23 protein-coding genes are annotated in these 26,089 nt (G+C 38.3%); 11 read left to right on the top strand and 12 right to left on the bottom strand.

Annotation, left to right across the window (positions count from 1 at the left end; translation table 11 throughout):
• Window positions 1-13 precede the first annotated feature (13 nt).
• Window positions 14-988, top strand: coding sequence for an alpha/beta hydrolase (locus AB3I00_RS11860; protein WP_002315245.1), 975 nt, complete (start codon window positions 14-16; stop codon window positions 986-988).
• Between the two features lie 206 nt (window positions 989-1,194).
• Here the strand turns inward: AB3I00_RS11860 and AB3I00_RS11855 are convergent, their stop codons facing one another.
• From AB3I00_RS11855 to celB, 4 genes are all read right to left on the bottom strand, one after another.
• Window positions 1,195-1,800: an alpha/beta hydrolase gene (locus AB3I00_RS11855; RefSeq protein WP_002335586.1), complete on the bottom strand. Its 606-nt coding sequence runs from the start codon at window positions 1,798-1,800 to the stop codon at window positions 1,195-1,197.
• A 55-nt stretch (window positions 1,801-1,855) separates the two neighbouring features.
• Entirely contained in the window at window positions 1,856-2,830 is a 975-nt protein-coding gene (locus tag AB3I00_RS11850) for a ring-cleaving dioxygenase (RefSeq protein WP_368025269.1), read from the bottom strand.
• A gap of 351 nt (window positions 2,831-3,181) precedes the next feature.
• On the bottom strand, window positions 3,182-3,901 hold the full coding sequence (locus tag AB3I00_RS11845) for a GntR family transcriptional regulator (protein ID WP_002315240.1): 720 nt from the start codon (window positions 3,899-3,901) through the stop codon (window positions 3,182-3,184).
• Window positions 3,902-4,028: 127 nt separating this feature from the next.
• Complete coding sequence (gene celB, locus AB3I00_RS11840) at window positions 4,029-5,300, bottom strand: PTS cellobiose transporter subunit IIC (protein WP_002315239.1); 1,272 nt, start codon at window positions 5,298-5,300, stop codon at window positions 4,029-4,031.
• Between the two features lie 153 nt (window positions 5,301-5,453).
• On the opposite strand from celB, the gene AB3I00_RS11835 reads away from it, so the two are divergent.
• The 4 genes from AB3I00_RS11835 to AB3I00_RS11820 all read left to right on the top strand — a co-directional run bounded on the left by AB3I00_RS11835 (window position 5,454) and on the right by AB3I00_RS11820 (window position 8,596).
• Window positions 5,454-6,851, top strand: coding sequence for a glycoside hydrolase family 1 protein (locus AB3I00_RS11835; RefSeq protein WP_002291826.1), 1,398 nt, complete (start codon window positions 5,454-5,456; stop codon window positions 6,849-6,851).
• Window positions 6,852-6,931: 80 nt separating this feature from the next.
• Window positions 6,932-7,372, top strand: a complete 441-nt coding sequence (locus AB3I00_RS11830) for a universal stress protein (protein WP_002289467.1) — start codon at window positions 6,932-6,934, stop codon at window positions 7,370-7,372.
• A 147-nt stretch (window positions 7,373-7,519) separates the two neighbouring features.
• On the top strand, window positions 7,520-7,846 hold the full coding sequence (locus AB3I00_RS11825; RefSeq protein ID WP_002291828.1) for a PadR family transcriptional regulator: 327 nt from the start codon (window positions 7,520-7,522) through the stop codon (window positions 7,844-7,846).
• The gene (locus tag AB3I00_RS11820) at window positions 7,847-8,596 is read left to right on the top strand and encodes a permease prefix domain 1-containing protein (protein ID WP_002315237.1); all 750 of its coding nucleotides are present in this window, start codon (window positions 7,847-7,849) and stop codon (window positions 8,594-8,596) included.
• 161 nt (window positions 8,597-8,757) lie between these two features.
• Here the strand turns inward: AB3I00_RS11820 and AB3I00_RS11815 are convergent, their stop codons facing one another.
• A complete protein-coding gene (locus tag AB3I00_RS11815; RefSeq protein WP_002291831.1) occupies window positions 8,758-9,213 on the bottom strand; it encodes a Spx/MgsR family RNA polymerase-binding regulatory protein in 456 nt (151 codons plus the stop codon).
• Between the two features lie 422 nt (window positions 9,214-9,635).
• Window positions 9,636-9,911 carry a hypothetical protein gene (locus tag AB3I00_RS11810; protein ID WP_002315235.1) on the bottom strand — a complete coding sequence of 92 codons (276 nt, stop codon included), beginning with the start codon at window positions 9,909-9,911 and terminating at the stop codon, window positions 9,636-9,638.
• A 294-nt stretch (window positions 9,912-10,205) separates the two neighbouring features.
• On the opposite strand from AB3I00_RS11810, the gene thiD reads away from it, so the two are divergent.
• Entirely contained in the window at window positions 10,206-11,021 is an 816-nt protein-coding gene (thiD, locus tag AB3I00_RS11805; RefSeq protein WP_002291833.1) for a bifunctional hydroxymethylpyrimidine kinase/phosphomethylpyrimidine kinase, read from the top strand.
• Between the two features lie 185 nt (window positions 11,022-11,206).
• Here thiD and cls read toward each other — a convergent pair whose 3' ends face one another.
• Window positions 11,207-12,658, bottom strand: a complete 1,452-nt coding sequence (gene cls / locus AB3I00_RS11800) for a cardiolipin synthase (RefSeq protein ID WP_002315234.1) — start codon at window positions 12,656-12,658, stop codon at window positions 11,207-11,209.
• 341 nt (window positions 12,659-12,999) lie between these two features.
• Here cls and AB3I00_RS11795 point away from each other — a divergent pair, with 341 nt between their 5' ends.
• Entirely contained in the window at window positions 13,000-15,666 is a 2,667-nt protein-coding gene (locus AB3I00_RS11795; protein WP_368025267.1) for a cation-translocating P-type ATPase, read from the top strand.
• 245 nt (window positions 15,667-15,911) lie between these two features.
• On the top strand, window positions 15,912-16,664 hold the full coding sequence (locus AB3I00_RS11790) for a methyltransferase domain-containing protein (RefSeq protein ID WP_368025266.1): 753 nt from the start codon (window positions 15,912-15,914) through the stop codon (window positions 16,662-16,664).
• A gap of 22 nt (window positions 16,665-16,686) precedes the next feature.
• Here the strand turns inward: AB3I00_RS11790 and AB3I00_RS11785 are convergent, their stop codons facing one another.
• Complete coding sequence (locus AB3I00_RS11785; protein ID WP_002335590.1) at window positions 16,687-17,841, bottom strand: hydroxymethylglutaryl-CoA synthase; 1,155 nt, start codon at window positions 17,839-17,841, stop codon at window positions 16,687-16,689.
• Window positions 17,842-18,025: 184 nt separating this feature from the next.
• Here AB3I00_RS11785 and AB3I00_RS11780 point away from each other — a divergent pair, with 184 nt between their 5' ends.
• Together AB3I00_RS11780 and AB3I00_RS11775 are read left to right on the top strand one after the other, a co-directional pair.
• Window positions 18,026-20,467 carry a hydroxymethylglutaryl-CoA reductase, degradative gene (locus AB3I00_RS11780; protein WP_086286116.1) on the top strand — a complete coding sequence of 814 codons (2,442 nt, stop codon included), beginning with the start codon at window positions 18,026-18,028 and terminating at the stop codon, window positions 20,465-20,467.
• 156 nt (window positions 20,468-20,623) lie between these two features.
• Complete coding sequence (locus AB3I00_RS11775) at window positions 20,624-21,397, top strand: phosphatidylinositol-specific phospholipase C (protein WP_368025265.1); 774 nt, start codon at window positions 20,624-20,626, stop codon at window positions 21,395-21,397.
• Window positions 21,398-22,122: 725 nt separating this feature from the next.
• Here the strand turns inward: AB3I00_RS11775 and AB3I00_RS11770 are convergent.
• The 3 genes from AB3I00_RS11770 to AB3I00_RS11760 form a co-directional block, all read right to left on the bottom strand.
• The gene (locus AB3I00_RS11770) at window positions 22,123-22,827 is read right to left on the bottom strand and encodes a hypothetical protein (protein ID WP_002290126.1); all 705 of its coding nucleotides are present in this window, start codon (window positions 22,825-22,827) and stop codon (window positions 22,123-22,125) included.
• Between the two features lie 185 nt (window positions 22,828-23,012).
• Window positions 23,013-23,258, bottom strand: a complete 246-nt coding sequence (locus AB3I00_RS11765) for a hypothetical protein (protein WP_002290128.1) — start codon at window positions 23,256-23,258, stop codon at window positions 23,013-23,015.
• 16 nt (window positions 23,259-23,274) lie between these two features.
• A complete protein-coding gene (locus tag AB3I00_RS11760; RefSeq protein ID WP_002290130.1) occupies window positions 23,275-24,126 on the bottom strand; it encodes an aldo/keto reductase in 852 nt (283 codons plus the stop codon).
• A 165-nt stretch (window positions 24,127-24,291) separates the two neighbouring features.
• On the opposite strand from AB3I00_RS11760, the gene AB3I00_RS11755 reads away from it, so the two are divergent.
• The gene (locus tag AB3I00_RS11755) at window positions 24,292-25,296 is read left to right on the top strand and encodes a nucleoid-associated protein (RefSeq protein WP_002290131.1); all 1,005 of its coding nucleotides are present in this window, start codon (window positions 24,292-24,294) and stop codon (window positions 25,294-25,296) included.
• 293 nt (window positions 25,297-25,589) lie between these two features.
• Here the strand turns inward: AB3I00_RS11755 and AB3I00_RS11750 are convergent, their stop codons facing one another.
• Window positions 25,590-25,946: a YxeA family protein gene (locus tag AB3I00_RS11750; RefSeq protein ID WP_002290132.1), complete on the bottom strand. Its 357-nt coding sequence runs from the start codon at window positions 25,944-25,946 to the stop codon at window positions 25,590-25,592.
• Window positions 25,947-26,089: the final 143 nt, after the last annotated feature.

The raw sequence follows: 26,089 nt of genomic DNA, 5'->3' as shown, positions 1-26,089 counted from the left end.
GAGCGTTTAGAATATGAGTAAAGAATTAAATATCACCCAAGAATGGGACAAAGTATTTCCAAAAAGCGAGCAAGTCAATCATCGAAAGGTGACCTTCCCAAATCGTTTCGGTATCACATTAGTCGCTGATTTATATGAACCAAAAGAAGTAAGTGAAGAGAAATTGCCAGCAATTGCTGTGAGCGGACCATTTGGCGCAGTAAAGGAACAATCGTCTGGTCTATATGCGCAGACGATGGCTGAAAGAGGCTTTTTAACGATTGCGTTTGACCCATCGTTTACAGGAGAAAGCGGAGGAGTACCACGATATGTTGCTTCGCCTGATATCAATACGGAAGATTTTCAAGCGGCAGTAGACTTTTTATCTGTACAAAAAAATGTAAACCCTGAGAGAATCGGAATCATCGGTATTTGTGGATGGGGAGGTATGGCATTGAATGCGGCAGCGATCGATACACGGGTCAAAGCAACAGTCGTCTCAACAATGTACGATATGACTCGAGTAACAGCAAATGGCTACTTCGATGCTATGGATGAAGATGCCCGATATAAAATGCGTGAAGAATTAAATGCACAACGTATCATTGATTTCAAACAAGGGGACTACGCACGTGCTGGAGGAGTGGTTGACCCATTGCCTGAAGATGCTCCTCAGTTTGTTAAAGATTACCATGCGTATTATAAAACAGATCGCGGATACCATGTTCGTTCTTTAAATTCTAACGACGGTTGGAATAGGACATCAGGGTTATCACTTATGAATGCGAAACTATTGCATTATATTCCAGAAATCCGTCATGCAGTATTAGTCATTCACGGGGAAAAAGCTCACTCACGTTACTTTGGGGAGGATGCTTTCAATGAGCTGAAAGGCGATAACAAGGAACTCATGATCATTCCAGGAGCTTCCCATACAGATCTATACGACCAGACAGATATCATTCCATTTGAAAAAATGGCAACATTCTTTGAAGAGAACCTTGTGTAACCAAAAGAGGTTGTGAAAAAGCTGCCCTGCATCAAGTAATAAGGCCAGCCAAAAAAGCTCCTCATTTTTGACTTGGTTGAACTCATTACCGCAGATGCAAGCTTTTGAACACCGTTTATTCGACAAAAAAACTACGACTTTCACACACTATGATCCAGATTGATGTCTGCTTCAGGTTGTGTCATGTAAGTCGTAGTTCTTTTCTTTTATTTAGTTAGAAGATGCTCTGACCATTCCCTCGCTTGCTCGATTTCGTCCATTGTCAACTGATGACCTGTCACAGTTAGCTGAATCGTCACATTTGCTTGGCGTGTTTCGAATTGATCGGCCAATTCTTTAAAGGAAGCAGGGGAAACGATTGGATCGTTATCACCATAAGAAAGCCAGACGGTTTTATCCTCTAATGTGGAACGGCTTTGATGGACACCTAGAGACATTGGATGGAAAAACAACCCTTTATTTAGCTTGGTCTCACGCTCCAATAATAAATGAGCAGCGATGTTTGCGCCATTTGAATAGCCGACAAGCAGCCAATCGCTTAAAGCTATCTGTTCTTTTTCGCTGATTTCTTTGATTTTTTCATGGAGTTTATCTGTTTCTTTTTCCAAACTGTCCAGGTCGAATTGATTCAATCCATTACGCTTGAAAAAACGATTCATCCCATCTTCTTGGACCGTGCCGCGAAAAGAAAGCAACGTACTGTTTGGTGCAAGAAAGTGAGCGATATCCAGTAAAGAATGTTCGTCGCCACCTGTGCCATGAAGTAAGATCAAATGCTTGCCACTTGTTCCTTTTTCAAAAATGTAGGTCATTTTGTTCCCTCTTTTCTGTTTCTATAGATACAAAAAATGAAGTAGCATGAAGAGATTATTCACGTTTTTTATTTGCATCACTTGTATCGAAAGGACGGACATAGGCTTCAATGGCTTCACGACGTTCTTCTAAGAATGGAGGAAGAGATAGTTTTTCTCCTGCTGATTCTGCTGGTTCATCTTCAAGGAATCCAGGACCATCAGTTGCTAATTCAAACAGTACGTGATGCGCGGCTAGGAAGTACTCAGATTGGAAATAGAAACGATCGACGAAACCAGAATTTGGCAATTCGATCTTATTGATTACTTGAATCCAGTATTCCAATGCTTCTTTGTCTGCTACACGCAATGCTAAGTGATGGATATTTCCAAATCCTTCGATTGCTTTTGGCAAGTCTGTCCGATGTTCAATAATGATGCTTGCACCATTTCCGCCTTCACCGATTTCAAATAAGTAGAAATCTCCTGAATGGTCTGTTTCTTTGAATCCTAAGATTTTTTCAAGAATCAACCGAATATGCTCTAATTGACTGACACGGACAAAGACAGGTCCAAGTCCTGTGATTGCAAATTCTGTCGGTACATTGCTGTTTTTCCAAGGAATGCCAGCTGCTACACCTTGATTATTTTCGTCAGAGATCAATTGATAATATTGATTATCGAAATCTTCAAATTCGATATATTTTTTGCCGAAACGTTCACTGATTGCTGAATGAGCGACATCATATTTTTCAAATCGTTCCAACCAAAAGTCTAATGCAGCGTCACTTGGCACACGGAAAGAAGCACGAGAGATCGTATCTGTTCCTTTTTTTCCTTTTGGCTGATTTGGAAAATCAAAGAAAGTCATATCTGTTCCCGGCGCACCAGTATCATCTGTAAAGTAAAGATGGTAAGTTTCGATGTCATCTTGGTTAACGGTTTTTTTGATTAAGCGCATTCCTAAAATATCTGTAAAAAAGCGGTAGATTTTTGTTGCGCTAGATGTCATTGCTGTGACGTGGTGAATTCCTCTGATTTGTGTATCCATGATAAATTTCCTCCTGTTAACTTACAAAAAGTAAGTAGTTGATTTAGACATAGTATAGAGGGTGCATCTCTATTTTGCAATTAATTTGTCTTCTAAAGTATTATAAAGGAGTCAAGAATGGAAAAGAGAAGGAGCAGATCAATAAAATAAAAAGACTTACGACTAGTTGCATCGATTTCAAAAAAATTAGCTTTAAAAAGCTAACTTTAGAATCATTGCGAGTGGTCATAAGTCTTTTTATGATTAGATAGAAACGAGCTTCTGAAAGTACTTGGTAAATGTTATTCAAAAGATTGTATCTGTGACAATCAATCGACTCGAAACTAAGCGGCTTTTCCACAACCTCTTTGGTTAAGTTGAACGCACATCCAGCACAGAATAGTTCCGAACATCAAATCGGTTTCGGCTGGAAGAATATTCAATCGGCTGGCCATCTTTGAGATAGACGACTTGCTGAACTTCCAGTACAGGATCGTTTTCTGCACAGTTCAAATATTGCTGATCATATTCATCACTTTTATCTGCAGAAATAGCACGATAAGCCCCTGCAAAATGGACATTCAATTCTTGATGAAGATGATCATAGATAGAGGCTAACAAATGTTCTTTTTTTAAACCCGGCACAAGATGGACTGGCATAAAGGTATGCTCTAAAACATAAGGCTCGCCATCTAAGATCCTTAACCGGTGAATATTGTAGACAGGTTGCTCGGCATCGATCATCAATCGTTCTTGGATATATTGATCAGGGAATTCAACATCAAAATGAATGATTTGACTCTTCAAAGAGCGATGTCTGCGTTTCATTTGGAGACTCAAACCTTCATACTCGTTAGCGGGCGATGTGTCTTTTTGCATGAATGGATGATTCAAGATTTTCGTTCCTGATCCTCGCTGCGAATAGACAAGTCCTTCCATTGCTAAGATATTGATGGCTTTTTTGATTGTCATCCGGCTCGCACCAAATTCTTTTACCAAGTCCACTTGATTAGGCAAAAAACTATCGGGAGGATACTCTTTTGAACGGATTCGTTCCCTTAAAATATTTGCGATTTCTTCGTATTTTGGCACGTTATTCACCTCTTCTAGAGTATAACGAAAGATTATGCTTCCGACAACTCGAAGTAGCATCTGGAACATTGTTTATTCGAAAAAAGAGGATATGACAAGTTTCTTGTCACATCCCCTTAATGATCCATTAAGCAATATCTAGGTCTGGTTGTTTATCTAATACTTTCAAGAACGGGTACCAGATAAAGGCAACGATGACAAAGTCGATGACTTGCAGCATACCGCCAAGCCATGAATTTGTTGCTAAGACACCGCTTGCAATGATTGGCACAGTCCATGGAACAGAGACGCCAGTTGGTGCAGGGACAAGTCCAGCAGCCATTACCAAATAATTGAACGTCGTTACGATTAGAGGTGCCACGACCCAAGGAATAAGGATTGTTGCATTCAATACGATTGGAAGACCAAAGATCGCTGGTTCATTTACATTGAAAATACCAGGTGCTAAAGCTAATCGACCAACATCACGATACTGTTTCTTTTTAAGAACAAAGGCCATCAATAAAACGACAGCTAAAGTCATTCCAGAGCCACCAATACCAACAGTGAAGGTTTCCATGAATGGTTTTGTGATGATGTGTGGTAATTCTTTTCCATGTTGATAAGCTTCTAAGTTATCAAGCATCAGTGTATTCCAGATTGGGTCCATTACAGAGTTGACGATGATTTGTCCGTGAAGTCCGAAGAACCATAAGAATTGGACAAAGAACAAAGCAATCAATGTTGCAGGCAAACTACTTCCCAAACCAGTTAATGGTTTTTGGATCACTTCATAAACGACATCATGTAAGTTAGCATTGAAAATACCAGTCATAACAGCGTTGATTACTAAGAAAATAGTTAGTGTCACTACAGCAGGGATCAAAGCGGCAAATGATTTTGTTACTGCAGGTGGAACTCCATCAGGCATTTTGATCTGCCAGCCGCGTTTCGTGATTCTGCAGTAAATTTCTCCAGCCAAGAAAGCAGCAATCATTCCAATGAACATTCCTTTTGCGCCAAGACGATCAAGTGAAAGAACACCAGTTACATCTTCACCACCAACGGTTTTCATTGCAAAAGGCGTAAGAATCAAGAAGCTGGCAAAAGACACGGCACCACCGAAAATACCTTCAACGTCATAAGATTTTGATAAATAATAGCCGATACCAAAAGTAACAAAAACCGACATGATGCTCATTGTTGCATTTTGCCCATTACCGAATAAGTTCGATAAAGTTCCCTTTGTTGCGTCACTGAAAAAAGGCAAGTTATTGATAACGACAACGATCGAACCGAACATCGTTAAAGGGAAGGAAAGCATAAACGCATCCCGTAAAACTGTAAGGTAACGATTTTGCCCTAATAAATTAGCTAAGGGCATGATTTTCTCAGAAAGCTTGTCCATAAAACCGTTCATTTTTATTCACCTCAAATTTATTTGCAATCGATTACATACAAAGTATAACGCCGAATATTTTAAATGTCTAGTCATTTTTATAAAAAGTATTGATTTATTTTTTTAGGTTCGTTATGATTACGATATCAAGAAGAAAAGAGAGGAAGTAAAAAAATGAAAACCTACACATTTCCAGAAAATTTTTGGTGGGGTTCTGCTGCTAGCGGACCGCAAACAGAAGGAAGAGTAAGTAATGACGGGAAAGGAGAAAATATTTGGGATCATTGGTATGCATTAGAGCCTGAAAAATTCTTCGATCAAGTAGGACCTGAAAAAACTTCGCAAGTTTACACAAAATACAAAGAAGATGTTCAGTTAATGAAAGAAACTGGCCATAACACATTTCGTACATCTATCCAATGGAGTCGTTTGATTCCGGAAGGGACAGGTGAAATCAATCAAAAAGCTGTTTCTTTTTATCGAGATTATTTTACTGAATTGCTGAACAATGGTATCGAGCCTTTTGTAAATCTTTACCATTTTGATATGCCACTGTCCTTGCAAGAAAAAGGCGGATGGTTATCAAGAGAAACGGTTGACGCTTATGTTTCTTATGCAGCCGCGTGTTTTGAATTGTTTGGAGACCTAGTCAAAAAATGGTTTACTCATAATGAGCCAATCGTACCTGTAGAAGGAGGCTACTTGTATCAATTCCACTATCCAAATCATATCAATATGAAAGAAGCGGTCCAAGTAGGCTATCATGAGAATCTAGCAAGTGCAAAGGCAATCAAAGCCTACCATGAAGGCGGTCATGATGGTGAGATCGGAATCATCTTGAATCTGACACCAAGTTATCCGAGAGATGAAACAAACCAAGATGATGTAAAAGCAGCGCAAATCGCGGATGCATTCTTCAACAGATCATTCCTTGATCCTGCAGTGAAAGGCGAGTTTCCACAAGAGTTGATCGAGATTGTCAAAACATTGGGTATAATGCCTGACATTCATGAAGGAGACTTAGAACTCATCAGAGAAAACACGATTGACCTGTTAGGAATCAATTATTATCAGCCTCGTCGGATCAAAGCAAAAGAAACACCGATCGATCACGAACATAGCCCCATGCCAGATGATTATTTTGATAATTACGACATGCCCAATAAAAAAATGAATCCATATCGTGGATGGGAAATTTACGAAAAAGGCATCTATGATATTTTAACGAATACAAGAGAGAATTATGGTAATATCAAATGCTATATTTCTGAAAATGGGATGGGGGTCGAAGGAGAAGAACGATTTGTTAACAGCGAAGGCATGATTGAAGATGATTATCGGATCGAATTTGTGACGGATCATTTGAAATATGTCCATCAAGCAATCCAAGAAGGAACGAATTGTGTGGGGTACCACATGTGGACATGTATGGACAACTGGTCATGGACAAATGCCTACAAAAATCGCTATGGCTTTATCGCTGTTGATTTGGCACAAGACGGCAAACGCACGATCAAAAAATCAGGTCGCTGGTTTAAAACGGTCTCCGAAAAAAACGGCTTTGATGCTTGATATTTTTTGATAAAACGTTCACAAAATGTTTGTCCTAACACTGTAATCGTGCTACACTAACAGTGAAGGAGGCGTTTACAATGGTAGACACTTATCGTAATATTTTAGTAGCAATTGATGGTTCTGAAAAGGCAGAAAAAGCATTTCTTGAGGCAATCACGATTGCCAAACGAAATCAAGCAACGTTGCACATCCTGTATGTCAATGAAGTAACAGGCAATTACTTTGGTGATTTTGCATTTGTTACAACAAGCCTGCAGGAAGAATTGGATGAGGTTGCGGAAAACCAGATGAAAGAACATCGAAACTTGGCAATCGAAAAAGGCCTGACAGATATCGAGACATATGTTCTTTACGGTTATCCAAAGACACTGATTGCTAATTTCCATGAATCGAAAGAACCAATCGATCTGATTGTCATGGGGGCGACAGGTCTGAATGCGGTAGAACGTGCGCTAGTAGGTTCCACTACTTCCTATGTAGTCAACCACGCATCATGTAACGTCATGGTTGTAAAATAAATAAATTAAAGGAACAGAAAGCAAAAAAGCATAACGCTTCTCTTGCTTTCTGTTCCTTTTTATTTTTTGCAAAAAATTACTTTACCTGATGAAGTAATCATGCTATGCTGATTACAACGACAGATGGAGTAATATGGAGGAGAGAACATGATTTCAAGTGATGGAATACGCGGATACAATGATGCGATTATTTTATCGATCCTTAACAAAAACGATTCTTATGGATACGAAATTTCTAAAACGATCCGTGAGAGGACAAATGATTCCTATGTAATCAAAGAGACGACACTTTACTCCGTTTTTGCCCGTTTAGAAAAGAATCAATTGATTGTTTCGTACCCTGGTGAAGTGACCCATGGAAAAAAACGGACCTATTATAAAATCACTGAAATAGGACGTAATCTTTTAGAAGAAAAAAAGCAAGAGTGGCTGACGACGAAAGACGTGGTCGATCAATTTTTGGAGGGAAAGTAAATGGATACAATCCGTAATTATTTAGAAAGTCTTTTTATCGGAGTACCCCGAAGTAACGAGATAGAAAAGCTGAAAGCTGATTTGTTGGCAAATATGGAAGATCATTATCATGAATTAATGGGAGAAGGGAAAAATGAACAAGAGGCCATTGGTACAGTCATCTCGACATTTGGTTCAATCGACGAATTATTAGAAGAATTAGATGTCAAAAAAGAAAATCCAAGTCCCGAGACGGAATCAAATCCAGCTTCGATTTATTTAAGCGAAGCAGAAAATTATTGGAAAGAATACAGAGCAGCAAGTCTTCAAGTAGCGTCAGGTGTCCTATTCACTTGTTTATCCTTTGCAGGATTTCTGTTCTTCTGTTCAACAGGCTATGCATTCATGGGTGTTTCTTGTCTGATTTTCGGTATAGCATTAGCTGTCGGTTTTTTCATCGCTTCTGGTATGAAAATCACCCGCTTAAATCACTTTTTGTATAATAGAAAAATACCTGAAAAAGTATTAGCAGAAGCAAAAGAAAAAGAAGAAGCATATCAGCGAAGTTTTGGCTTCTCGTTGATTGCAGGAATCGGATTATGTATTTTTTCACTTTTCCCACTTTTTGCTTCGATTTTGTGGTATATGGATGGTAGTATCGGTGCTTCTGGATTTTTTGTTACAGTAGGAACGGGTGTCTTTTTGATTATTTATGGCAGTCTTGTTCGTCATTCTTATCGTCAGTTCACTCAAAGCACTTATTCGTGGTAAGTGTGCACAAATTTGAACGCCATGAATCAGAGGTTGTGACAGAAGTAGTTATCTTCAAGAATTAGCTTCAAGAAATTTCGGCTTATTTTTCGTAGAAGCTACTTCTGGAACACTAGTTATTCGGAAAAAAGGACGGTGACACTTTTTTGTCACCGTCCTTTTTATATATAATAATTTAAAAATTCATCATCTAATTCCATAGAATTGTCTAGATCGCTTACCCACGTGAAATCGTTATAGACAGATTTGAGCTGGCTTCTGCGCCATTGTACAGGGATAAAAAGACGCATACTATCTTCATTGAACCCGACTAATAATTTTTTTCCGTCAGTAATGATGGGACGTTGCAACAAAGTAAAATGAGACACGATTAAATCGACAAGTTCTGAGGTCGTACATTGGTCAATTTGATCTTTCAAATTTTTATAATCAATCGAGCGTTTAGCTAATAGATCGTCAAATCCGTTTTCTGTTAATGATAATAAATAAAAGATTTCTTTTCTGGTTAAAGGCTGTTTAGGTGTGAAAATTCGTTCTCTGTAAGGCATTTGGTGGTCTTTCAGCCAATTTGCCATCAGATGGTAACTATGTGTACGAGAAGAATAGATCGTAAGCATAACAAAACTCCTTAAATTTTCCATTAATTTGTTCGATCTGTTGAGATAAATAATAGGTAAGGAGCTGTGTATAAGCGTGAAACAACCCAAACATCAATAGAAATAACTTTCTAAAGTCTTAAATTTGCGACGAGAAACAACTAGACTAATAGAAGGAATGTCTCAGCCATTTGGCTTCCTGTTTGTTTTTCTTGCTTATGCTGCAGCTCCTCGGGAAAGGGTTCTAACAATTTGAAGAAGGTTGATGATTGATCTAGTTTCAATTGTGTGAAATTTGAAATCTGGTGTTTTTACTAGATGAATCATCTAACAACTATGATTATAACTTATAGAACCGTCGTTTTGTATTCTGTTTTGTTATAGTTGTTATAAAGTTTTATTTTATTACAGAGCATATTTAATTAAGAGCGTATAGTTAAAAGTTAAAATTGCTGATGCACATAGAGTTTATGACTTCTTGGAAATTCTTTTTCAATCAGTTTTTTCATCTGTTTATGAAATTCTTTTTTTTCAGTAAACATAAAGGTTTGGGTATCGTAACCTTCTTCATTTAGGAAATAGATTATTCCTTTTTCTGTGTTTTGCGTATAAGCTTTTATACTCCTGTCTTTTTTGAAAGAACAGATCGTATAGTTTTCTATTTGGTCTGGGAGACGTTTGATTTTCTTCAAAATGACTTTTTTATCCTCAAGTTTCATTTTTTCACCTGACTTTATTTTTTATCATATGGAAATCATAGCGCCATTGGTTATATGAAAACAAGAAGGATACTGAAATATATACAAATCGAATAGCAGGTATTTGTTATTAGAATAACTAGTTCAAATAAATGACAACTATTTTCTGATTTATTACAAATGTTTTTTCAAATAAATTTGATTACCAAGAAAAGGTAGTGGTATATTTACTGAGGGATACTTTGAAAAACATATAATAGAAACAGTAACAGCATCATGAAAAAATTTTTTTATAAAAATGGAGGGATCGATTTGATGGAAGAGCAGTATGTACAAGCAATGACGATCGCAGGATCAGATAGCGATGGAAGCGCAGGGATGCAAGCAGATATGCATACATTCTTTACAAGAAGTGTTTACGGTGTTTCTGTCATGACCGCATGTGTTGCAGGAAATTCTTACGGAATCGGAGCAAGTGTGACCTTGCCAACCGATTTTATCGATAAAGAATTTGAACTGATTGCAGAGGACTTTCAAATACGTGCAGCTAAAACAGGTATGCTAGCAGATTCAAATTTGATTGAGACAGTTGTAAAAAATTATCAAAAATATGATTTTGGACCATTAGTCGTGGACCCCGTGATCGTAACGAAACATGGAAATCTTTTACTAGAAGAATCTGCTTTGCAAAGCTTGAAAGAAAAACTTGTCCCTTTGGCCGAAGTACTGACACCTAATTTTTACGAAGCAGAAAAGCTGACTGGACGGACATTAGCAACTGAAGAAGATTTTGTGCAAGCAGCAAAAGAACTGCAAGAGATGGGTGCGAAAAACGTCATGATCAAAGGACATCATGCAAAAGATGCGCAACAAGAAACAGTCAACGACTACGTATTGCTTGAATCAGGAAAATCATTTTGGCTGAATGCGCCATTTTATCCTACTGACCGGATCAATGGAACTGGCGATTCGTTATCTGCATGTATTGCAGCCGAATTAGCTAAAGGAAAAACAGTAGAACAAGCGATCCGATTGGCAAAAGACTATGTAAACCGTGCGATTCGTGAAGAAATAAACGTAGGGCATAAATATGGACCAATCAATCATTGGGCAGCCAGTGAATTAGAGTAAAAGAAAGAGGTTGTGAAATCAGCGTCCTGTCCTGAGTATTAGAGAAACAAACGGAAAAATAGTTCCTCATATTTTGCCGTTTGTTGAGCTAATACCGAAGGTCAGCTGATTGAACACCGTTTATTCAGAAAAAGAGGTTGTGACACGTTTTGTCACAGCCTCTTTTCTCTACTTGAATGGAAAAATTATAAGATTGGAGAAAATAATCGAGAAATTTGTTGTTTGAATAACAGCCAGTTAGACATTTCCTTCACTGTTTCAGTCGTCATTGGTGAACAATGTGTCTCATCTTCTTTAAACTGAGTAGCAAGTTCTTCTAAAAACTCAGGATCGTAGATGACAGCACTTGTTTCAAAATTCAATCGGTAGCTACGAATATCTTGATTTGCTGAACCTACCATGCAGATTTCATCATCCATTATCAATGTTTTTGCATGGAGGAAGCCATTCTCATAGACAAGGATTTGTACGTTTTCCTTGATGAGCTGACGAGCATAATATTGTGTTGCTCGATAAATAAAAGGATGATCCGGTTTATTGGGGATCATGATTTTCACATCGACACCAGAAGCAGTTGCGATTTTCAAAGCAGCAATGACACTTTCATCAGGAACGAGGTAAGGTGTCTGTATCCAAACACGTTTTTTAGCAGAAGTAATCAATTTGATAAACGAAAGCTTGATTTGTTCGCGTTCGTTATTTGGTCCGCTTGAGACAAGCTGGATGGACGTATCAGCAAGTTTGGATTCGTCTTGATCTGCTTTTTTAAAGAAATAATTCAAATGATAGCCGACCTTTTTTTCTTCAGGTACTGAGACGTTCCAGTCTGTTAAAAAACGAAGTTGAAGCAAAGAAGAAGCGGCACCGAAAATCCGTATATGCGTATCACGCCAATAGCCGAATTTTTTTGTCGTATTTACATACTGATTGGCAATGTTGAAGCCACCGGTGTAACTGATCTTTCCATCGATCACAACGATTTTCCGGTGATCATGGTAATTCAATCGGAACCGAAGCAATGCTTTTTGCGAGGTAACAAATGTATGGACATGTCCACCATTTTTGATTAGACGATTGAAATCTTTTGCTTTTGTGCCATGGGAGCCAAATGCATCATATAATATACGAACTTCTACGCCTTCTGCGGCTTTTTCTTCTAAAACGCGTAAGACTTGCTGACCGATAGTATCTGTCACAAATGCGTAATATTCGATATGGATCGAATGTTTGGCTTTTTTTAGATCTTGAAGCAGTGAATCTAATTTCTTTTGTCCGTCTGTGAGAAGAGTGACAGAATTCATTCTTGTCAGCGGCATACGATTTAATGAAGAGAAGAAGTCGACAAATTGTTGTTTGTCTTTGTCGCCCATGTCAGGATCGTAATGTTCAATGGTATCTCCTCTAAAAGACTGAAAGTTTTCTAATTCTTTCAAGTCACTTTGTCGGAGATAGAATTTTTTCTTATCCGTTAATCCACGTCCGAAAAATAAATATAATACAAAACCCACCCCAGGAAGGGCAAATAATACTAAGAGCCATGCCCAAATAGCTGCTACATCTCGGGGTTTGATCAAGATAGCCACTAAAGCAATAAGTGCATTCAATAGATAAAGGGCGGTTATAATACTAGATACCACAAAAATGTTCCTCCTTACATACAATAACATTAGTATAGCATGATAGAAGAAAGAAGCCTACCAAGGTGAATATACTTTTCACTCTTTTCATGAAAATGTAGGTAAATCGGGCTAAAGTAGTTGCTTTTTGTAGTTTAATAAGGTAGGATATTAGTACAGTTGAATATCTCCTTAGGGGAGTAACCGGCAACATTTTGTTGCGATAATATCAACAGTAAGTTAACCAAATGGTTTTCTGGTATTGTATGAAATGGTGAGACCTAAGACAAATGCGTATTTGTCTTAGGTCTCTTTTTTTTCAGACAGGACTAGGACCGAGATCAAAAAATGGGGGATGAAATTTGGAAAACAAGGAACAAGCACAACAAGCGGTCTATAAAGAAACGATCGATTCGTTGATGCAGCAAACGCAGAGCTCAACCGATGGATTGAGCACCACGCAAGCGAAGGAAAAATTAGAAAGAGATGGCTTGAACCAGCTAAAAGAAAAGCCGAAGAAGCCAACTTGGAAATTGTTCTTAGAAACCTTCAAAGATGCAATGGTTATCGTATTGCTGATTGTCGCACTGATTCAGATGGTCATGGGAGACTACATCGAATTCTTAGTTATTTTTGCAGTGTTGATGTTGAATTCTATCATCAGTGTTGTCCAAACAAAAAAAGCAGAAGGTTCTTTAGAGGCATTGAAAAATCTTTCAGCACCTGATGCTCGAGTGATTCGTGACGGTAAAGAAAAAACGATTCCGGCAAACGAACTTGTCGTAGGGGATATCGTGTTGTTAGACGCAGGCGATTATGTACCTGCTGATGGACGATTACTAGATGCGGGTTCATTAAAAGTAGATGAAGGCATGCTGACAGGAGAGTCGACTTCCGCAGAAAAAGAAGTAATGGATATTACAAGTACTGTTCCAATCGGTGATCGTACGAATATGGTATTCAGTGGAACGATCGTAACTTACGGACGCGGTAAATTCTTAGTGACTTCAACTGGGAACAATACGGAGATCGGACAAGTTGCTGGTCTTTTGGAATCAACAACTGAGCAAGTCACTCCGTTACAACGAGGTCTGGATAAATTCAGTAAAAAATTAAGTCTGGCTATTTTGGCATTATCTCTACTGATTTTAGGTATCCAATTGTTCCGTATTTATCTTGGAGAAGGTACAGGAGATATGACTGCAGATATCGTCAGCGCAGTGATGTTTGCCGTAGCCGTAGCCGTAGCTGCTATTCCAGAAGCATTACAGTCTATCGTAACAATCGTGTTATCTTTGGGAACGAATAAAATGGCGAAACGTCATGCCATTATCCGAAAACTTCCAGCAGTTGAGACACTTGGTTCGACAAGCATCATCTGTACAGATAAAACGGGTACATTGACACAAAACAAAATGACAGTTGTTGACTACTTTTTAGGAAATGGCGATACTGGAGATTTCACAAACGATCCTTCAAAGTGGACAGCTGACGAACGTCGTTTGATTGAAATCAGTGTCTTAGCGAATGATGCATCAATCAGTGAAGATGGGACTAAATTGGGCGACCCTACGGAAGTAGCGTTTATCGATTTTAGTGAAAAACTAAACCAGCCTTATCAGGAAATTCGAAACAACTACCCAAGACAAGCAGAACTTCCTTTTGACTCAGATCGAAAATTGATGTCTACTGGACACACGATCGATAACGAAAATTACTTATTTGTCAAAGGGGGACCAGATATCGTCTTTCAACGCAGTAAAAAGGTATTATTGAATGGCGAAGTTGTTCCGATGACGGATGAATTGATGAAAAAATTCCAAGAGCAAAATGAAGTTTTTTCAACACGAGCATTACGTGTACTAGCTTTTGCTTACCGTCCACTTGATAATTTTGATTTGTCATTTGAAGATGAAGATGATTTGATCCTTGTTGGTTTGCTTGCTATGATCGATCCTCCACGTGCTGAAGTCACTCAAGCGGTGACAGAAGCAAGAAGTGCAGGAATCAAAACGATCATGATTACTGGTGACCACAAAACAACAGCTGTTGCTATCGCAAAACAAATCGGAATTTTTGAAGAAGGAAACTTAGCTCTGACTGGAACGGAATTAGATGAATTAACAGAAGAGCAACTAAACGAAGTGTTAGAAAAAGTCACCGTTTATGCACGTGTTTCTCCTGAAAATAAAATCCGTATCGTTCGTGCTTGGCAAAATAAAGGTCATATCTCCGCTATGACAGGTGACGGCGTAAATGATGCACCAGCATTGAAACAAGCAGACATTGGGATTGCTATGGGAACTGGTACAGATGTGGCAAAAGATGCAGCAGCGATGGTATTGACAGATGACAACTTTGCTTCTATTGTCAGCGCAGTAGAAGTAGGACGTAATGTGTTTGACAATATCAAAAAAGCTATTTCTTATCTATTTGCCGGAAACTTAGGTGCGATCATTGCGATCATCTTTGCCTTAGTTGCTGACTGGTCCAATCCATTTACAGCATTACAACTGCTGTTCATCAATTTAGTCAATGACTCACTGCCAGCGATTGCATTAGGTACAGAAAAAGCAGAACCCGCTACGATGAACCGTCCGCCAAGAGATCCAAATTCAGGAATCTTTACGGACAAAACATTGATTTCTGTAACGTATCGTGGTGTGCTGATTGGGATTGCTGTTATCTTCGCTCAATGGCTTGGCATGCAGCATTCACCTGAATTCGGTGTAGCTATGTCATTTTCAACATTGATTTGGTGTCGGACATTGCAAACATTCCCAGCACGTTCAAATACACAAACAGCTATCCAAGCAGGGTTCTTCTCTAACAGAAGTGTCTTACTAGCTGTAGTTGTATGTAGCGCGCTTTACTGCTTAACAATGATTCCAGGACTGAAAGAAGTCTTCTCTATCCCATCAGCATTTGGATTGACAGAAGTCTTTACATGTATGGGAATCGCCCTTGTGACAATCATCTTGATGGAAATCACGAAATTGATCATTATACGAGTACAAGGAAATAAATAAAACGAATCAAGGAGGTTGTGAAATCAGCGTTCTGAGCTAATACCGAAGGTCAGCTGATTGAACACCGTTTATTCGGAATAAGGGACTGTGACACGACGTTTGTCACAGTCTTTTTTTATTTATAATAGACGGAAAGCAAAACATTTTTTTATTCATCAAAAGAGATATAATAGATAAAAGAGGAGAATTATTTATTCCGAAAAGTGAAAATATCTAACAAAAATCAAAAAGTAAGAGGGATTCAAATGAATGAAAAAGAATGGGATGATTTTGCGGAAGAATATTATGAAATCCAGCAAGAATCACAAACAACTATTGCAGAAGATGTAAGAAAATATCTGAAGTCGGAGAAAGTCCTGCCTGCTGAAATAGTAGCAGACGTTGCCGGAGGATCTGGCAGATTTCTTTCTTTAGCAAAAGAAGTTAATCACTACGATTTGATTGATTTTTCTTCAGGAATGTTAGCAAATGCAAAAAAAGAAGCAGAAAAAATTGACTTATCAAATGTTTTCTTTATCAAACGATCATTAGAAGAATTTATCCAATCCAGTGAGACATATGAAGTGGTTTTTACAGCAGCAAACCCAGCTTTGACACATCCCAATCAATTAGAAAAACTGATGAAAAAGTCAAGCAAATGGTGCGTGATAATGAGAGTAGTGGAATCAATCGATGATGTTTTTTATCCTATCGAAAAGCAACTAGGAATGATAGAAGAAGATCCTAATACAACCCCATTTATCATGGATCAATTTGAATCATATTTAATTGATAAAGGATTCAAAGTAAAGAAAAAAGATTTTACTTATTTTGCACAGGAATCAATTACTGAAGAGTGGATGAAGATGTACTATGAAGAGTACGCAAAAGATCCTGTTATGACTAGATATATTCGCAAACTATTCAGTGAAAAACAAGAAATCATCAGTACGACTAGGTTGACCTATCGATTGCTTCTCTGGTCCAAGGACAAAAAAAGATCCCTTCACATTTCGTGAAGGGATCTTTTTTATGCGTGTATTATATTTTGTAATAACGAATATCATTTTCAATTTTTGTAATCGAGAAAGGTACGTCTGATGTATATTCTGCGCTTTCTCCATGTTCAGGAAGCGATTCGCTGAAAATCGTTTCATATTCGTCAACAGAGATTCGTTTTCGAGAATCCAGCATCTCTTGATGAGATTGCGCGAAGAGATATTCTTGATAGTTTTCCTCCAGATAACCTGTAAAAAATTCACTTACTGCACCAGAACCGTAGCTGAATAAACCAATGCGGTCTCCTGGCTGCAATGATTTCGAATTTTCCAGTAGAGAAGTTAGTCCAAGGTATAATGAACCAGTGTAAAGATTACCGATTCGTCGGCTGTAACGAATGCTTTCTTCATAGCGAGCCAGTAGCCGTTCTTGATTTCCTTCATCTGTTTGGTCTAATACGCTTTGCAATGCCTTTTTTCCCATCTTCGTATATGGGATATGGAAAGCAATCGCTTGATAATCTTCGAGTCCTCGACCCGATAATTCTTTATGTCGATTCCAAACTTTTTGGAACGATTCGATATACGTAGAATTAGATAAAGGTCCATCGACAACAGGAAATTCACTGTAATCTGGACGCCAGAAATCATAGATATCTTCTGTCAGAAATACGCTGTCGTCTTCAATCGATAAAATACGCGGATTTTGAGTGATCATCATCGCAACAGCACCGACACCTTGTGTCACTTCACCCCCGCTTGCCAAGCCGTAACGAGCAATATCACTTGCTATGACTAGTACTTTTCGTTCTGGATGATTTTTGACATATTCTTTTGCCATGTGTAAAGCTGCGGTGCCACCGTAGCAAGCTTCTTTTACTTCAAAAGAACGAGCAAAAGATTGGATTTTTAGTAAATGGTGGATAATTACCGCACTCGCTTTTGAATGGTCAATCCCGGATTCTGTTCCGACGATGACCATGTCGATTTGCTCACGGTCTTTTTCTGTCACGATCTTGCTGGCAGCATTTGCCCCTAGTGTAATGATATCTTCATTCGCACGATTGACTGCCATTTGGTCTTGACCAATACCGATATGATATTTTGCAGGGTCATCTCCACGGCTTTCTGCTAATTCTGTCATATCTAAATATAAATTAGGAATAAAAAAGGAAAGACGATCAATCCCTATTTTCATTTCAACACCTCTTTACTCATGATAAAAAACTTACTTTACTAAAGTATCATAAAAAGATTAAAAGAAATATAAAAAAGCGAATATTTAAGGATTGTTAAAATTTAATCTTAGAAAAAACTAACTGGAACAAGAGCTATTTGTTTTTATAGCAAAGAATGGTATATTTTTGTAGGAGGTGGCTTACTTGAAAGAAGTCGTAATGATAGATGCTGCAAGAACGCCGATAGGAAAGTATCGCGGAAGTTTAAGTCCATTTACTGCAGTTGAATTAGGCACACTTGTGACCAAAGAATTATTAGATAAAACAAAACTGAAAAAAGATAAAATAGATCAAGTAATATTCGGGAATGTCCTGCAGGCTGGTAATGGTCAAAATGTTGCTAGACAAATTGCTTTGAACAGCGGTATCCCAGTGGATGTCCCTGCAATGACAATCAATGAAGTTTGTGGATCTGGTATGAAAGCAGTGATTTTAGCACGTCAACTGATCCAATTAGGTGAAGCAGAGCTTGTGGTAGCAGGCGGAACAGAGAGTATGTCACAAGCACCTATGCTGAAACCCTATCAGTCAGAAACAAATGAATATGGCGAACCAATTTCCAGTATGGTCAACGACGGATTGACTGACGCATTTTCAAATGCACATATGGGATTAACCGCAGAGAATGTGGCAACCCAATTTTCTGTGAGCAGAGAAGAACAGGATCGTTATGCCTTGGCATCCCAATTGAAAGCAGCTCAAGCTGTTGAAGCTGGCATGTTTTCTGAGGAGATCATTCCGCTCAAGATTTCTGCTGAAGACGTGTTATCTGAGGATGAAGCAGTTCGTGGAAATAGTACATTGGAAAAATTGGGTACATTACGTACAGTATTCTCGGAAGAAGGAACAGTAACAGCAGGCAATGCTTCTCCATTGAATGACGGTGCCTCAGTGGTGATCCTTGCATCCAAAGAATACGCAGAGAATAATAATCTGCCTTATTTGGCAACCATCAAAGAAGTAGCGGAAGTTGGTATTGATCCAAGCATCATGGGAATCGCTCCAATCACAGCCATTCAAAAATTGACAGATAAAGCAGGAATAGCTTTACCAACGATCGATCTTTTTGAAATCAATGAAGCATTTGCGGCTTCATCTATCGTGGTCAATCGAGAACTACAGTTAGATGAAGAAAAGGTCAATATCTATGGAGGAGCAATCGCATTAGGACATCCAATTGGGGCAAGCGGTGCACGGATTTTGACCACGTTAGCTTACGGATTGCTTCGTGAGCAGAAGAGATACGGGATTGCTTCATTATGTGTTGGCGGAGGTTTAGGCTTGGCAGTCTTGTTAGAAGCGAATACGGAGCAAACACGTGAGGATTTGCAAAAAAAAAAGTTCTATCAGCTCACGCCATCTGAACGGCGCAGTCAATTAGTTGAAAAAGGTGTATTGACACAGGAAAATGCACTGATTTTTGAGGAACAAACACTTTCTGAAGAGCTCTCAGATCATATGATTGAAAACCAAGTGAGCGAAGTGGAAATCCCAATGGGCATTGCACAAAATTTCCAAATCAATGGCAAGAAAAAATGGATCCCGATGGCTACAGAAGAACCATCTGTTATTGCAGCTGCAAGCAATGGCGCAAAAATCTGCGGAAATATCTGTGCAGAAACACCTCAACGGCTGATGCGCGGACAAATCGTTCTATCAGGAAAATCGGAGTATCAAGCAGTGATCAATGCAGTGAATCATCGAAAAGAAGAACTGATTCTTTGTGCAAATGAAAGCTATCCTTCCATCGTGAAACGCGGGGGCGGTGTTCAAGATATCTCTACACGGGAATTTATGGGAAGTTTCCATGCCTACCTATCTATTGATTTTTTAGTGGATGTAAAAGATGCAATGGGTGCCAACATGATCAACTCGATTCTTGAGAGCGTAGCAAACAAATTACGGGAATGGTTCCCTGAGGAGGAGATTCTATTCAGTATTTTAAGTAATTTTGCTACAGAATCGTTGGCTTCTGCCTGTTGTGAAATCCCCTTTGAACGCTTAGGAAGAAGTAAAGAAATTGGTGAACAAATTGCTAAAAAAATCCAGCAAGCAGGGGAATACGCGAAGCTTGATCCGTATCGTGCAGCGACGCATAATAAAGGAATCATGAATGGTATAGAAGCTGTAGTAGCAGCTACAGGAAATGATACACGTGCGGTAAGTGCTTCGATCCATGCCTATGCGGCAAGAAACGGATTATACCAAGGATTAACAGACTGGCAGATTAAAGAAAATAAACTAGTTGGGAAGTTAACAGTGCCTTTGGCTGTGGCTACAGTGGGCGGAGCTTCTAATATCCTGCCAAAAGCTAAAGTATCCTTAGCTATGCTAGATGTCGATTCAGCCAAGGAACTAGCGCAAGTAATGGCTGCTGTAGGGTTAGCTCAAAATCTTGCTGCTTTGCGAGCATTAGTTACGGAAGGAATCCAAAAAGGACACATGGGGCTTCAAGCTCGTTCATTAGCGATCTCAATTGGGGCAGTTGGTGAGGAAATCGAGCAAGTTGCGCAAAAATTACGTGAAGCAGAAAAGATGAATCAGCAGACAGCTATACAGCTATTGGAAAAAATCCGAGAAAAATAAAAAAGTATCTTTAGAGGAAGAAAGCAAGATTTGCAGTTATTTTATTTACTGCAGATCTTGCCTTTTTTTCTTTTACGAGAAAAATGCGTTCATTGTTAGAATATTTTTCTAGCTATAATTAAGTGTGCGCACAAAATAAAAAAGAATGGAGAACTTATGAATAAGAAAAAACTTACCGTACTACTGAGCATCTGTTTTGGGGTGTTTTTACTAGGTTATAAAGTCCCAATCTCTTATGCCAATATGACTACCGAATCTTGGACAGCTCGTACATATAATCGGAATTGGATGAGTCAGTTAAGAGATGATGTACGTCTATCAGAATTATCTATTCCAGGGACACACAATTCAGCGACAGCAACTTATAGAGGAGGACTCAGTGATTATGTGAGAACACAAAGTATCGACATCCGCAAGCAACTTGACAATGGAATACGTTTTTTAGATATACGTGCCATTGATGGTGTTTTTACGATGCATCACGACAGGTACTATCTAAACCAGAATTTCGGTGATGTACTTAATAAAACAGTGGCCTTTCTTCGTGACAATCCTGAAGAAGTAGTCTATATGAGATTGAAACAAGAATACAGTAGTAAAAATGACCATACATTCAACCATATTCTTAATACACGATATTTACAAGATAGTCGCTGGAGAGATTACTTTTATTATGGAAACGCTAATCCGACTCTTAGCGAGACACGAGGAAAAATCGTCATTTTTCGTAATTTCTTGGGAAATAATGTCGGAATCCCTTATCCGTCAAGTTTTGATATACAAGACTATTGGAATCCAGTGAATCCAAATGATAAACGATGGGCTGTCGAGCAGCAAATTGATAGAGCAAATCAAAGTAGAGGGACGAATGGTGTTAAATATATCAATTTTTTAAGTGTAAACGGATTTTGGAGCGGCGTACAGGGGTAGGCAGCAGTAACCAATCCTTTTACCTATCGTCGTATATTACATAGAAATATCAGACACATAGGAATCGTTCCTAACGATTACCCAAGCGAAAAGCTCGTCAATGCGATTATTGACATCAATCATCGCTTATTAAAAGATACTGAAAGCAGAGGCAAATACCATGGCTATATCGCTTCTATTCAATGTCAAGCAGATGTTTGGAGAGTAGTAGACTAGAATCGGGGAAACAACACAGGGGTTATTTACCATAACCATGGAGGAAGCAATCAAAAGTGGTTCCTAGATTATGATGTTGTGAGTAAATCATATGTGTTGAAAAGTCATCTTGATAGAAATCGCGTGTTATCAGAAAATAATTCTTTCACTGTAGATGTAATGAATCAGGCAAGTATAAATAACCGTGCAAGGTGGCGATTGATACCAACTGGGAAGAGCATGTAAATGGGGATGTTTATTATCTACAAAGTGTTCGGAGCCAACGAGTCTTAACTGTGCAAAACGACATATATTTAGATAATCGTCCTTTGCGTATGCAACCTTTGGAACATGCGCAAAGACAACGCTTTGTCATTCACAGAGAGGACATGCAATAGACAAGAAAAACAAATTGAAAAAAGCACGAATCTATTGTTATATTCGGATATATATTTTTAATATTAACTATTTATTATATGACTAAAAAGGCTGGAATCTTCGATTCCAGCCTTTTGTGACAAATAGAATTTTTATCTATCGGTAATCGCTGTCGCTGCAAATTGTTCAATTAAAGGAATCAAAGTCAATTTGACTTTGTATTTTCGTTCAAGTGCTTTTTCGATGACAAATTCATTTTCAGCAGTCATAGAAATAGTTGCTAACTTACGAGGTTCATCCGCATTTTTTTCATAAATAACTACTTCTTGTTCATTTTGTTCTGTGTAAAATTTAGGATACTCAGCAACAGCTTTTGAAAAATCAGCAAAACTTAAAGCGGCATTCGTATCAGTTGAGCGTGTATTTTCAGTTGTGTCCGCTTTTGGTTCTTCCACTTTTTCTTCTGGCACACTGACTGTTTCTTCTGTCACTGGTGTTGCAACGGTTTGTGCAGTTGGTTCATCGTTTTTCAATCGTTGATCATTCCAGTAAGATACGATCTCAATAAGAAGATTGTCACGGAATCGTTCGAAAATACCGTTTTCTCCCGAACGGATCCGCTTTAATACAGTATTGAAATTATCATCGATAGGCACGTTGATTCGTGTATCTTCATTTGTTTTTCCAGCTAATCCGATCGTTAAGATTTGACGGTTTTTGGGATCAAGCATGACTTGTAATGGCAAACCATAACGTCTCAAGCTTTCATCTTCTAGAGAACGGAATAACTGTCCTCTTACACCATCCAATGAAGGACGGAATTGATTTAATAATTTTTGTTTCTGTTTTTTCTTCATATGTTCTCTCCTTCGCTCATACCCTTTCGATTATAAGAAAAAAAAAGCCAAATGAAAAGGAGTAATGCAAAAAAACTTGCGTATACGCAAATTACAACAGAAAAATTTGCTTATTTTTCCATTTTTTGAAAGAAAAATAAAAAAAAGGAACAGGTTATCTATTCACATAACCTGTTCCAATCTTTTTATCTTTTCGGTATCAAGGCAAAAACAGGTAACTCAGGTGAATAAATGACTTCGTGTTCGTGCCAAGTTGTGACCATTAGTGAATGATCGAACCGTTTTTTTAGCTCTTCGATAATTTGATCATGTGTCCAGTTTCTTGCAGGAAAATGTTGGATCTTCTCTGCATCGATCAAAAAGACAAAATCGGAATGAAAAGTCTGAATGACTTCTTCCGAGAGAGAATTCAAGCGTTCGATTGGATCCATAAAATCACCTTTCGACTTAGAATTGGGTAGTATCTGGGTCTTTTGCCTTGCCAACTACACCATCTAATTGATCAATTTGTTTCATTTCTTCTTCTGTCAATTCAAAATCAAACAGTTCAGTATTTTCTTTGATTCTGCTTGGTGTGACTGACTTAGGAAGAGGAAGGAATCCGTGTTGCAATGACCAACGTAAAGCAACTTGTGCGATCGTCTTGTCATGCGCTTCAGCGATTTGTTTCATTTCAGGTACATCGAAGATTTTCCCAGTGCCTAATGGGCTGTATGCTTCAAGGATCATCTCATGTTTTTTTGCATACTCAACTACAGCTGGCTGTAATTCACCTGGTGCAAGGAAAACTTGATTGACCATTGGCATGATTTTTGCTGTTTTAGCAAGTGTATCTAGATGGTGGGGCAAGAAATTGCTGACACCAATTGCTTTGATTTTACCTGCTTCATACAGTTCTTCAAATGCTCGCCATGTATCTGCGTTTGCTTGTTCCCAATTATCACGAAAAGCAACTGGATTTGGCCAGTGAATCAAGAACAGATCTACGTAATCTGTTTGGAGTTTCTTTAATGATTCCTCAAAAGAAGACATCACAAGTTCATAACTGTGATTGGCATTCCATAACTTTGTTGTTAGGAAGATCTCTTCTCTAGGAATGCCACTTTCCTTAATCGCTTGGCCGACACTTTCTTCATTCTTGTATCCTTGGGCAGTATCGATATGGCGATAACCTGCAGCCAGTGCTTCTTTAACAGAGGAAACAGCGACATCCCCGTCAGGTGTTTGCCATGTGCCGAATCCTACTACTGGAATTTCGTAACCATTTGATAGACGATACGTGCTTGTTAATGAATTCATACTTTCAGCTCCTTTTTTATTCGTTCATCTATAAGTTTAGCGCATTTTCCAAAAAAAAGAATCCATTTTGTTTCTACTATTGAAATTTTTGTTTAAAAGAAAATGATTTTGATTCTGGCATTTTTGATTTTTTTTCCGTAAACTAGGACAGAAGGGAATGAGGAAATGGATATCTATTTAAAAAAAGCAATCCTGCATATTATTGACAGAGAAACGGGTTCGCCGGTCTTTTCACAAAAAGAGCTGGATCTGACAAAAGAATATATTCGTGATTTTCTTCAAAAGAAAATCCAAAAAATCTCTTCTGCCCAAACGAAAACTGGACAATTGGCAGAAGAAAGCATGATCGTTGAATCACTTAAAATCGCTCAAGAAAATTTTGTGGAAGCAAGTGAAGCAATCGTTCAGCGATGGTTCGATATTTACCAAGAAAGTGAAGAGGCGCCAAGTGCAGATGTATTTGTTGTTTTGTATGAATTAGATACAGTGATGTACCTATCTTTATTGAAAGTCAATTATCGTGAGGCTTATACGCATTTTGTTGAAGCAGACGAAGTAGGGATTGACAACCGTTTGATTTTGAACCGAGCAATACTAGGCGCGAAAACACAAAAAGCAGATGAAGCCTTCGCGGTGAACTTGTCCGATTGGACCTACGAATTGATTGAAAAAAAATATGAGTTTTCCGGTAAAAAAGAGCTTTATTTTTCTGGAAGAGTGATCGAAAGTGTTCCTGCACCTTCTTTAGAGGAAAACGTAAAAGTGATCCAAAAAGTAGCCAAGCATCTCGGAAAAAAATTCGAGACAGAAGAATTTGATATCATGGCTGATTTAAAAGAAGCTGTCTATGATACGATAGAAGAAAAAGGACGGTTGGATCATGAGATGATCGCAGAAAAAGTCTTCAAGGAAAACATTACGGCAAAACTGGCTTTTAAAGAAGAAGTACAGGAGCAAGGGTTTGTCCCAGAAGCACCCCCTGTAAAAGAAGTACAAGAAATTTCTGAGAAAAAATTTGGAAAACAAAAATTTAAACTATCAAACGGAATCGAACTGATTGTACCAGTCGATGTATATCGCAACCCAGATTTGATTGAATTTGTGAATAATCCGGATGGTACGATATCTGTGATGATCAAAAATGTGGATGAAGTATTGAATCGTTTATAAAAGAGACTGGAACATTAGATGTTCAACTACCGATGTTTAGTTGAATGAATGGTCCATGAGAAGGATCTGAAAAGACGAATATAACAAAAAAAGAGCGTGAGACAAAAGTAAAGAACACTTTTGTCTCACGCTCTAAACATGTATAAACGGCGGAAGCAGAAGCAACTCCTTCGGAAATAAGTTGAAATTCACAAGAATTTGAAAAGCAAGTTTCATGAATTTCTTCTTATTTCTTGGAGTTAAACGCTCCTGTCCCAGCCTCTTTTTATCTAATAAAATTTTAAGACCACCGATTATTGATCGATTTTTTCTGCCGCATTTTTAGGGACTTCAGAAGCTTTTATTTCTTCCCAGCTTAATACACCTTTACGAGGATTGACTTTGAGTTGGAGATACGCATTCATTTTTAATGGATGTTCTCTTACTTCATGAAGCGTCACTTGTTTTTTTTCTCCATCTTTGTTATAAGCCGCTTGCTTGTAGGTATAAGTCGTAAATTTTTCTCCATTATCTGTTCGGAAAGCTGACATTTCGCCATTCGTCGTGATTTTTGTATAATAGGCTTCGCCGCCGTAAAAATAATGATAGGCTGCAAAACTTCCGCCGAGAAAGATGCCTAAAACGACAAGTACGCCAATTAATTTTTTCATGTACTTCACCTCTCTTCTTATTATTAACGAAATAGAAGATTTCGTCTATTGAAAGTTGTTGGCGACAGCTGAATTTTAAACTTTTCCTCATTTTGTTCTTATTGCTTCAAAAGAAAGTTAAGGAAGAGCTTGAAGTTTTTCTC

Source organism: Enterococcus sp. C76 (assembly GCF_040886985.1).
Classification (GTDB): Bacteria; Bacillota; Bacilli; order Lactobacillales; family Enterococcaceae; genus Enterococcus_B; species Enterococcus_B lactis.
This window is presented reverse-complemented; position numbering and strand designations above follow the sequence as displayed.

What these genes read in the sequence shown, in the direction of transcription:
- AB3I00_RS11790 (WP_368025266.1), top strand. Translation starts at nt 15,912, where the DNA reads ATGAATGAAAAAGAATGGGATGATTTTGCGGAAGAATATTATGAAATC.
- AB3I00_RS11820 (WP_002315237.1), top strand. Translation starts at nt 7,847, where the DNA reads ATGGATACAATCCGTAATTATTTAGAAAGTCTTTTTATCGGAGTACCC.
- AB3I00_RS11755 (WP_002290131.1), top strand. Translation starts at nt 24,292, where the DNA reads ATGGATATCTATTTAAAAAAAGCAATCCTGCATATTATTGACAGAGAA.
- AB3I00_RS11850 (WP_368025269.1), bottom strand. Translation starts at nt 2,830, where the DNA reads ATGGATACACAAATCAGAGGAATTCACCACGTCACAGCAATGACATCT.
- celB (WP_002315239.1), bottom strand. Translation starts at nt 5,300, where the DNA reads ATGAACGGTTTTATGGACAAGCTTTCTGAGAAAATCATGCCCTTAGCT.
- AB3I00_RS11830 (WP_002289467.1), top strand. Translation starts at nt 6,932, where the DNA reads ATGGTAGACACTTATCGTAATATTTTAGTAGCAATTGATGGTTCTGAA.
- AB3I00_RS11775 (WP_368025265.1), top strand. Translation starts at nt 20,624, where the DNA reads ATGAATAAGAAAAAACTTACCGTACTACTGAGCATCTGTTTTGGGGTG.
- AB3I00_RS11810 (WP_002315235.1), bottom strand. Translation starts at nt 9,911, where the DNA reads ATGAAACTTGAGGATAAAAAAGTCATTTTGAAGAAAATCAAACGTCTC.
- AB3I00_RS11770 (WP_002290126.1), bottom strand. Translation starts at nt 22,827, where the DNA reads ATGAAGAAAAAACAGAAACAAAAATTATTAAATCAATTCCGTCCTTCA.
- AB3I00_RS11760 (WP_002290130.1), bottom strand. Translation starts at nt 24,126, where the DNA reads ATGAATTCATTAACAAGCACGTATCGTCTATCAAATGGTTACGAAATT.
- AB3I00_RS11825 (WP_002291828.1), top strand. Translation starts at nt 7,520, where the DNA reads ATGATTTCAAGTGATGGAATACGCGGATACAATGATGCGATTATTTTA.
- AB3I00_RS11765 (WP_002290128.1), bottom strand. Translation starts at nt 23,258, where the DNA reads ATGGATCCAATCGAACGCTTGAATTCTCTCTCGGAAGAAGTCATTCAG.
- AB3I00_RS11750 (WP_002290132.1), bottom strand. Translation starts at nt 25,946, where the DNA reads ATGAAAAAATTAATTGGCGTACTTGTCGTTTTAGGCATCTTTCTCGGC.
- AB3I00_RS11835 (WP_002291826.1), top strand. Translation starts at nt 5,454, where the DNA reads ATGAAAACCTACACATTTCCAGAAAATTTTTGGTGGGGTTCTGCTGCT.
- AB3I00_RS11815 (WP_002291831.1), bottom strand. Translation starts at nt 9,213, where the DNA reads ATGCTTACGATCTATTCTTCTCGTACACATAGTTACCATCTGATGGCA.
- thiD (WP_002291833.1), top strand. Translation starts at nt 10,206, where the DNA reads ATGGAAGAGCAGTATGTACAAGCAATGACGATCGCAGGATCAGATAGC.
- AB3I00_RS11785 (WP_002335590.1), bottom strand. Translation starts at nt 17,841, where the DNA reads ATGAAAATAGGGATTGATCGTCTTTCCTTTTTTATTCCTAATTTATAT.
- AB3I00_RS11855 (WP_002335586.1), bottom strand. Translation starts at nt 1,800, where the DNA reads ATGACCTACATTTTTGAAAAAGGAACAAGTGGCAAGCATTTGATCTTA.
- AB3I00_RS11860 (WP_002315245.1), top strand. Translation starts at nt 14, where the DNA reads ATGAGTAAAGAATTAAATATCACCCAAGAATGGGACAAAGTATTTCCA.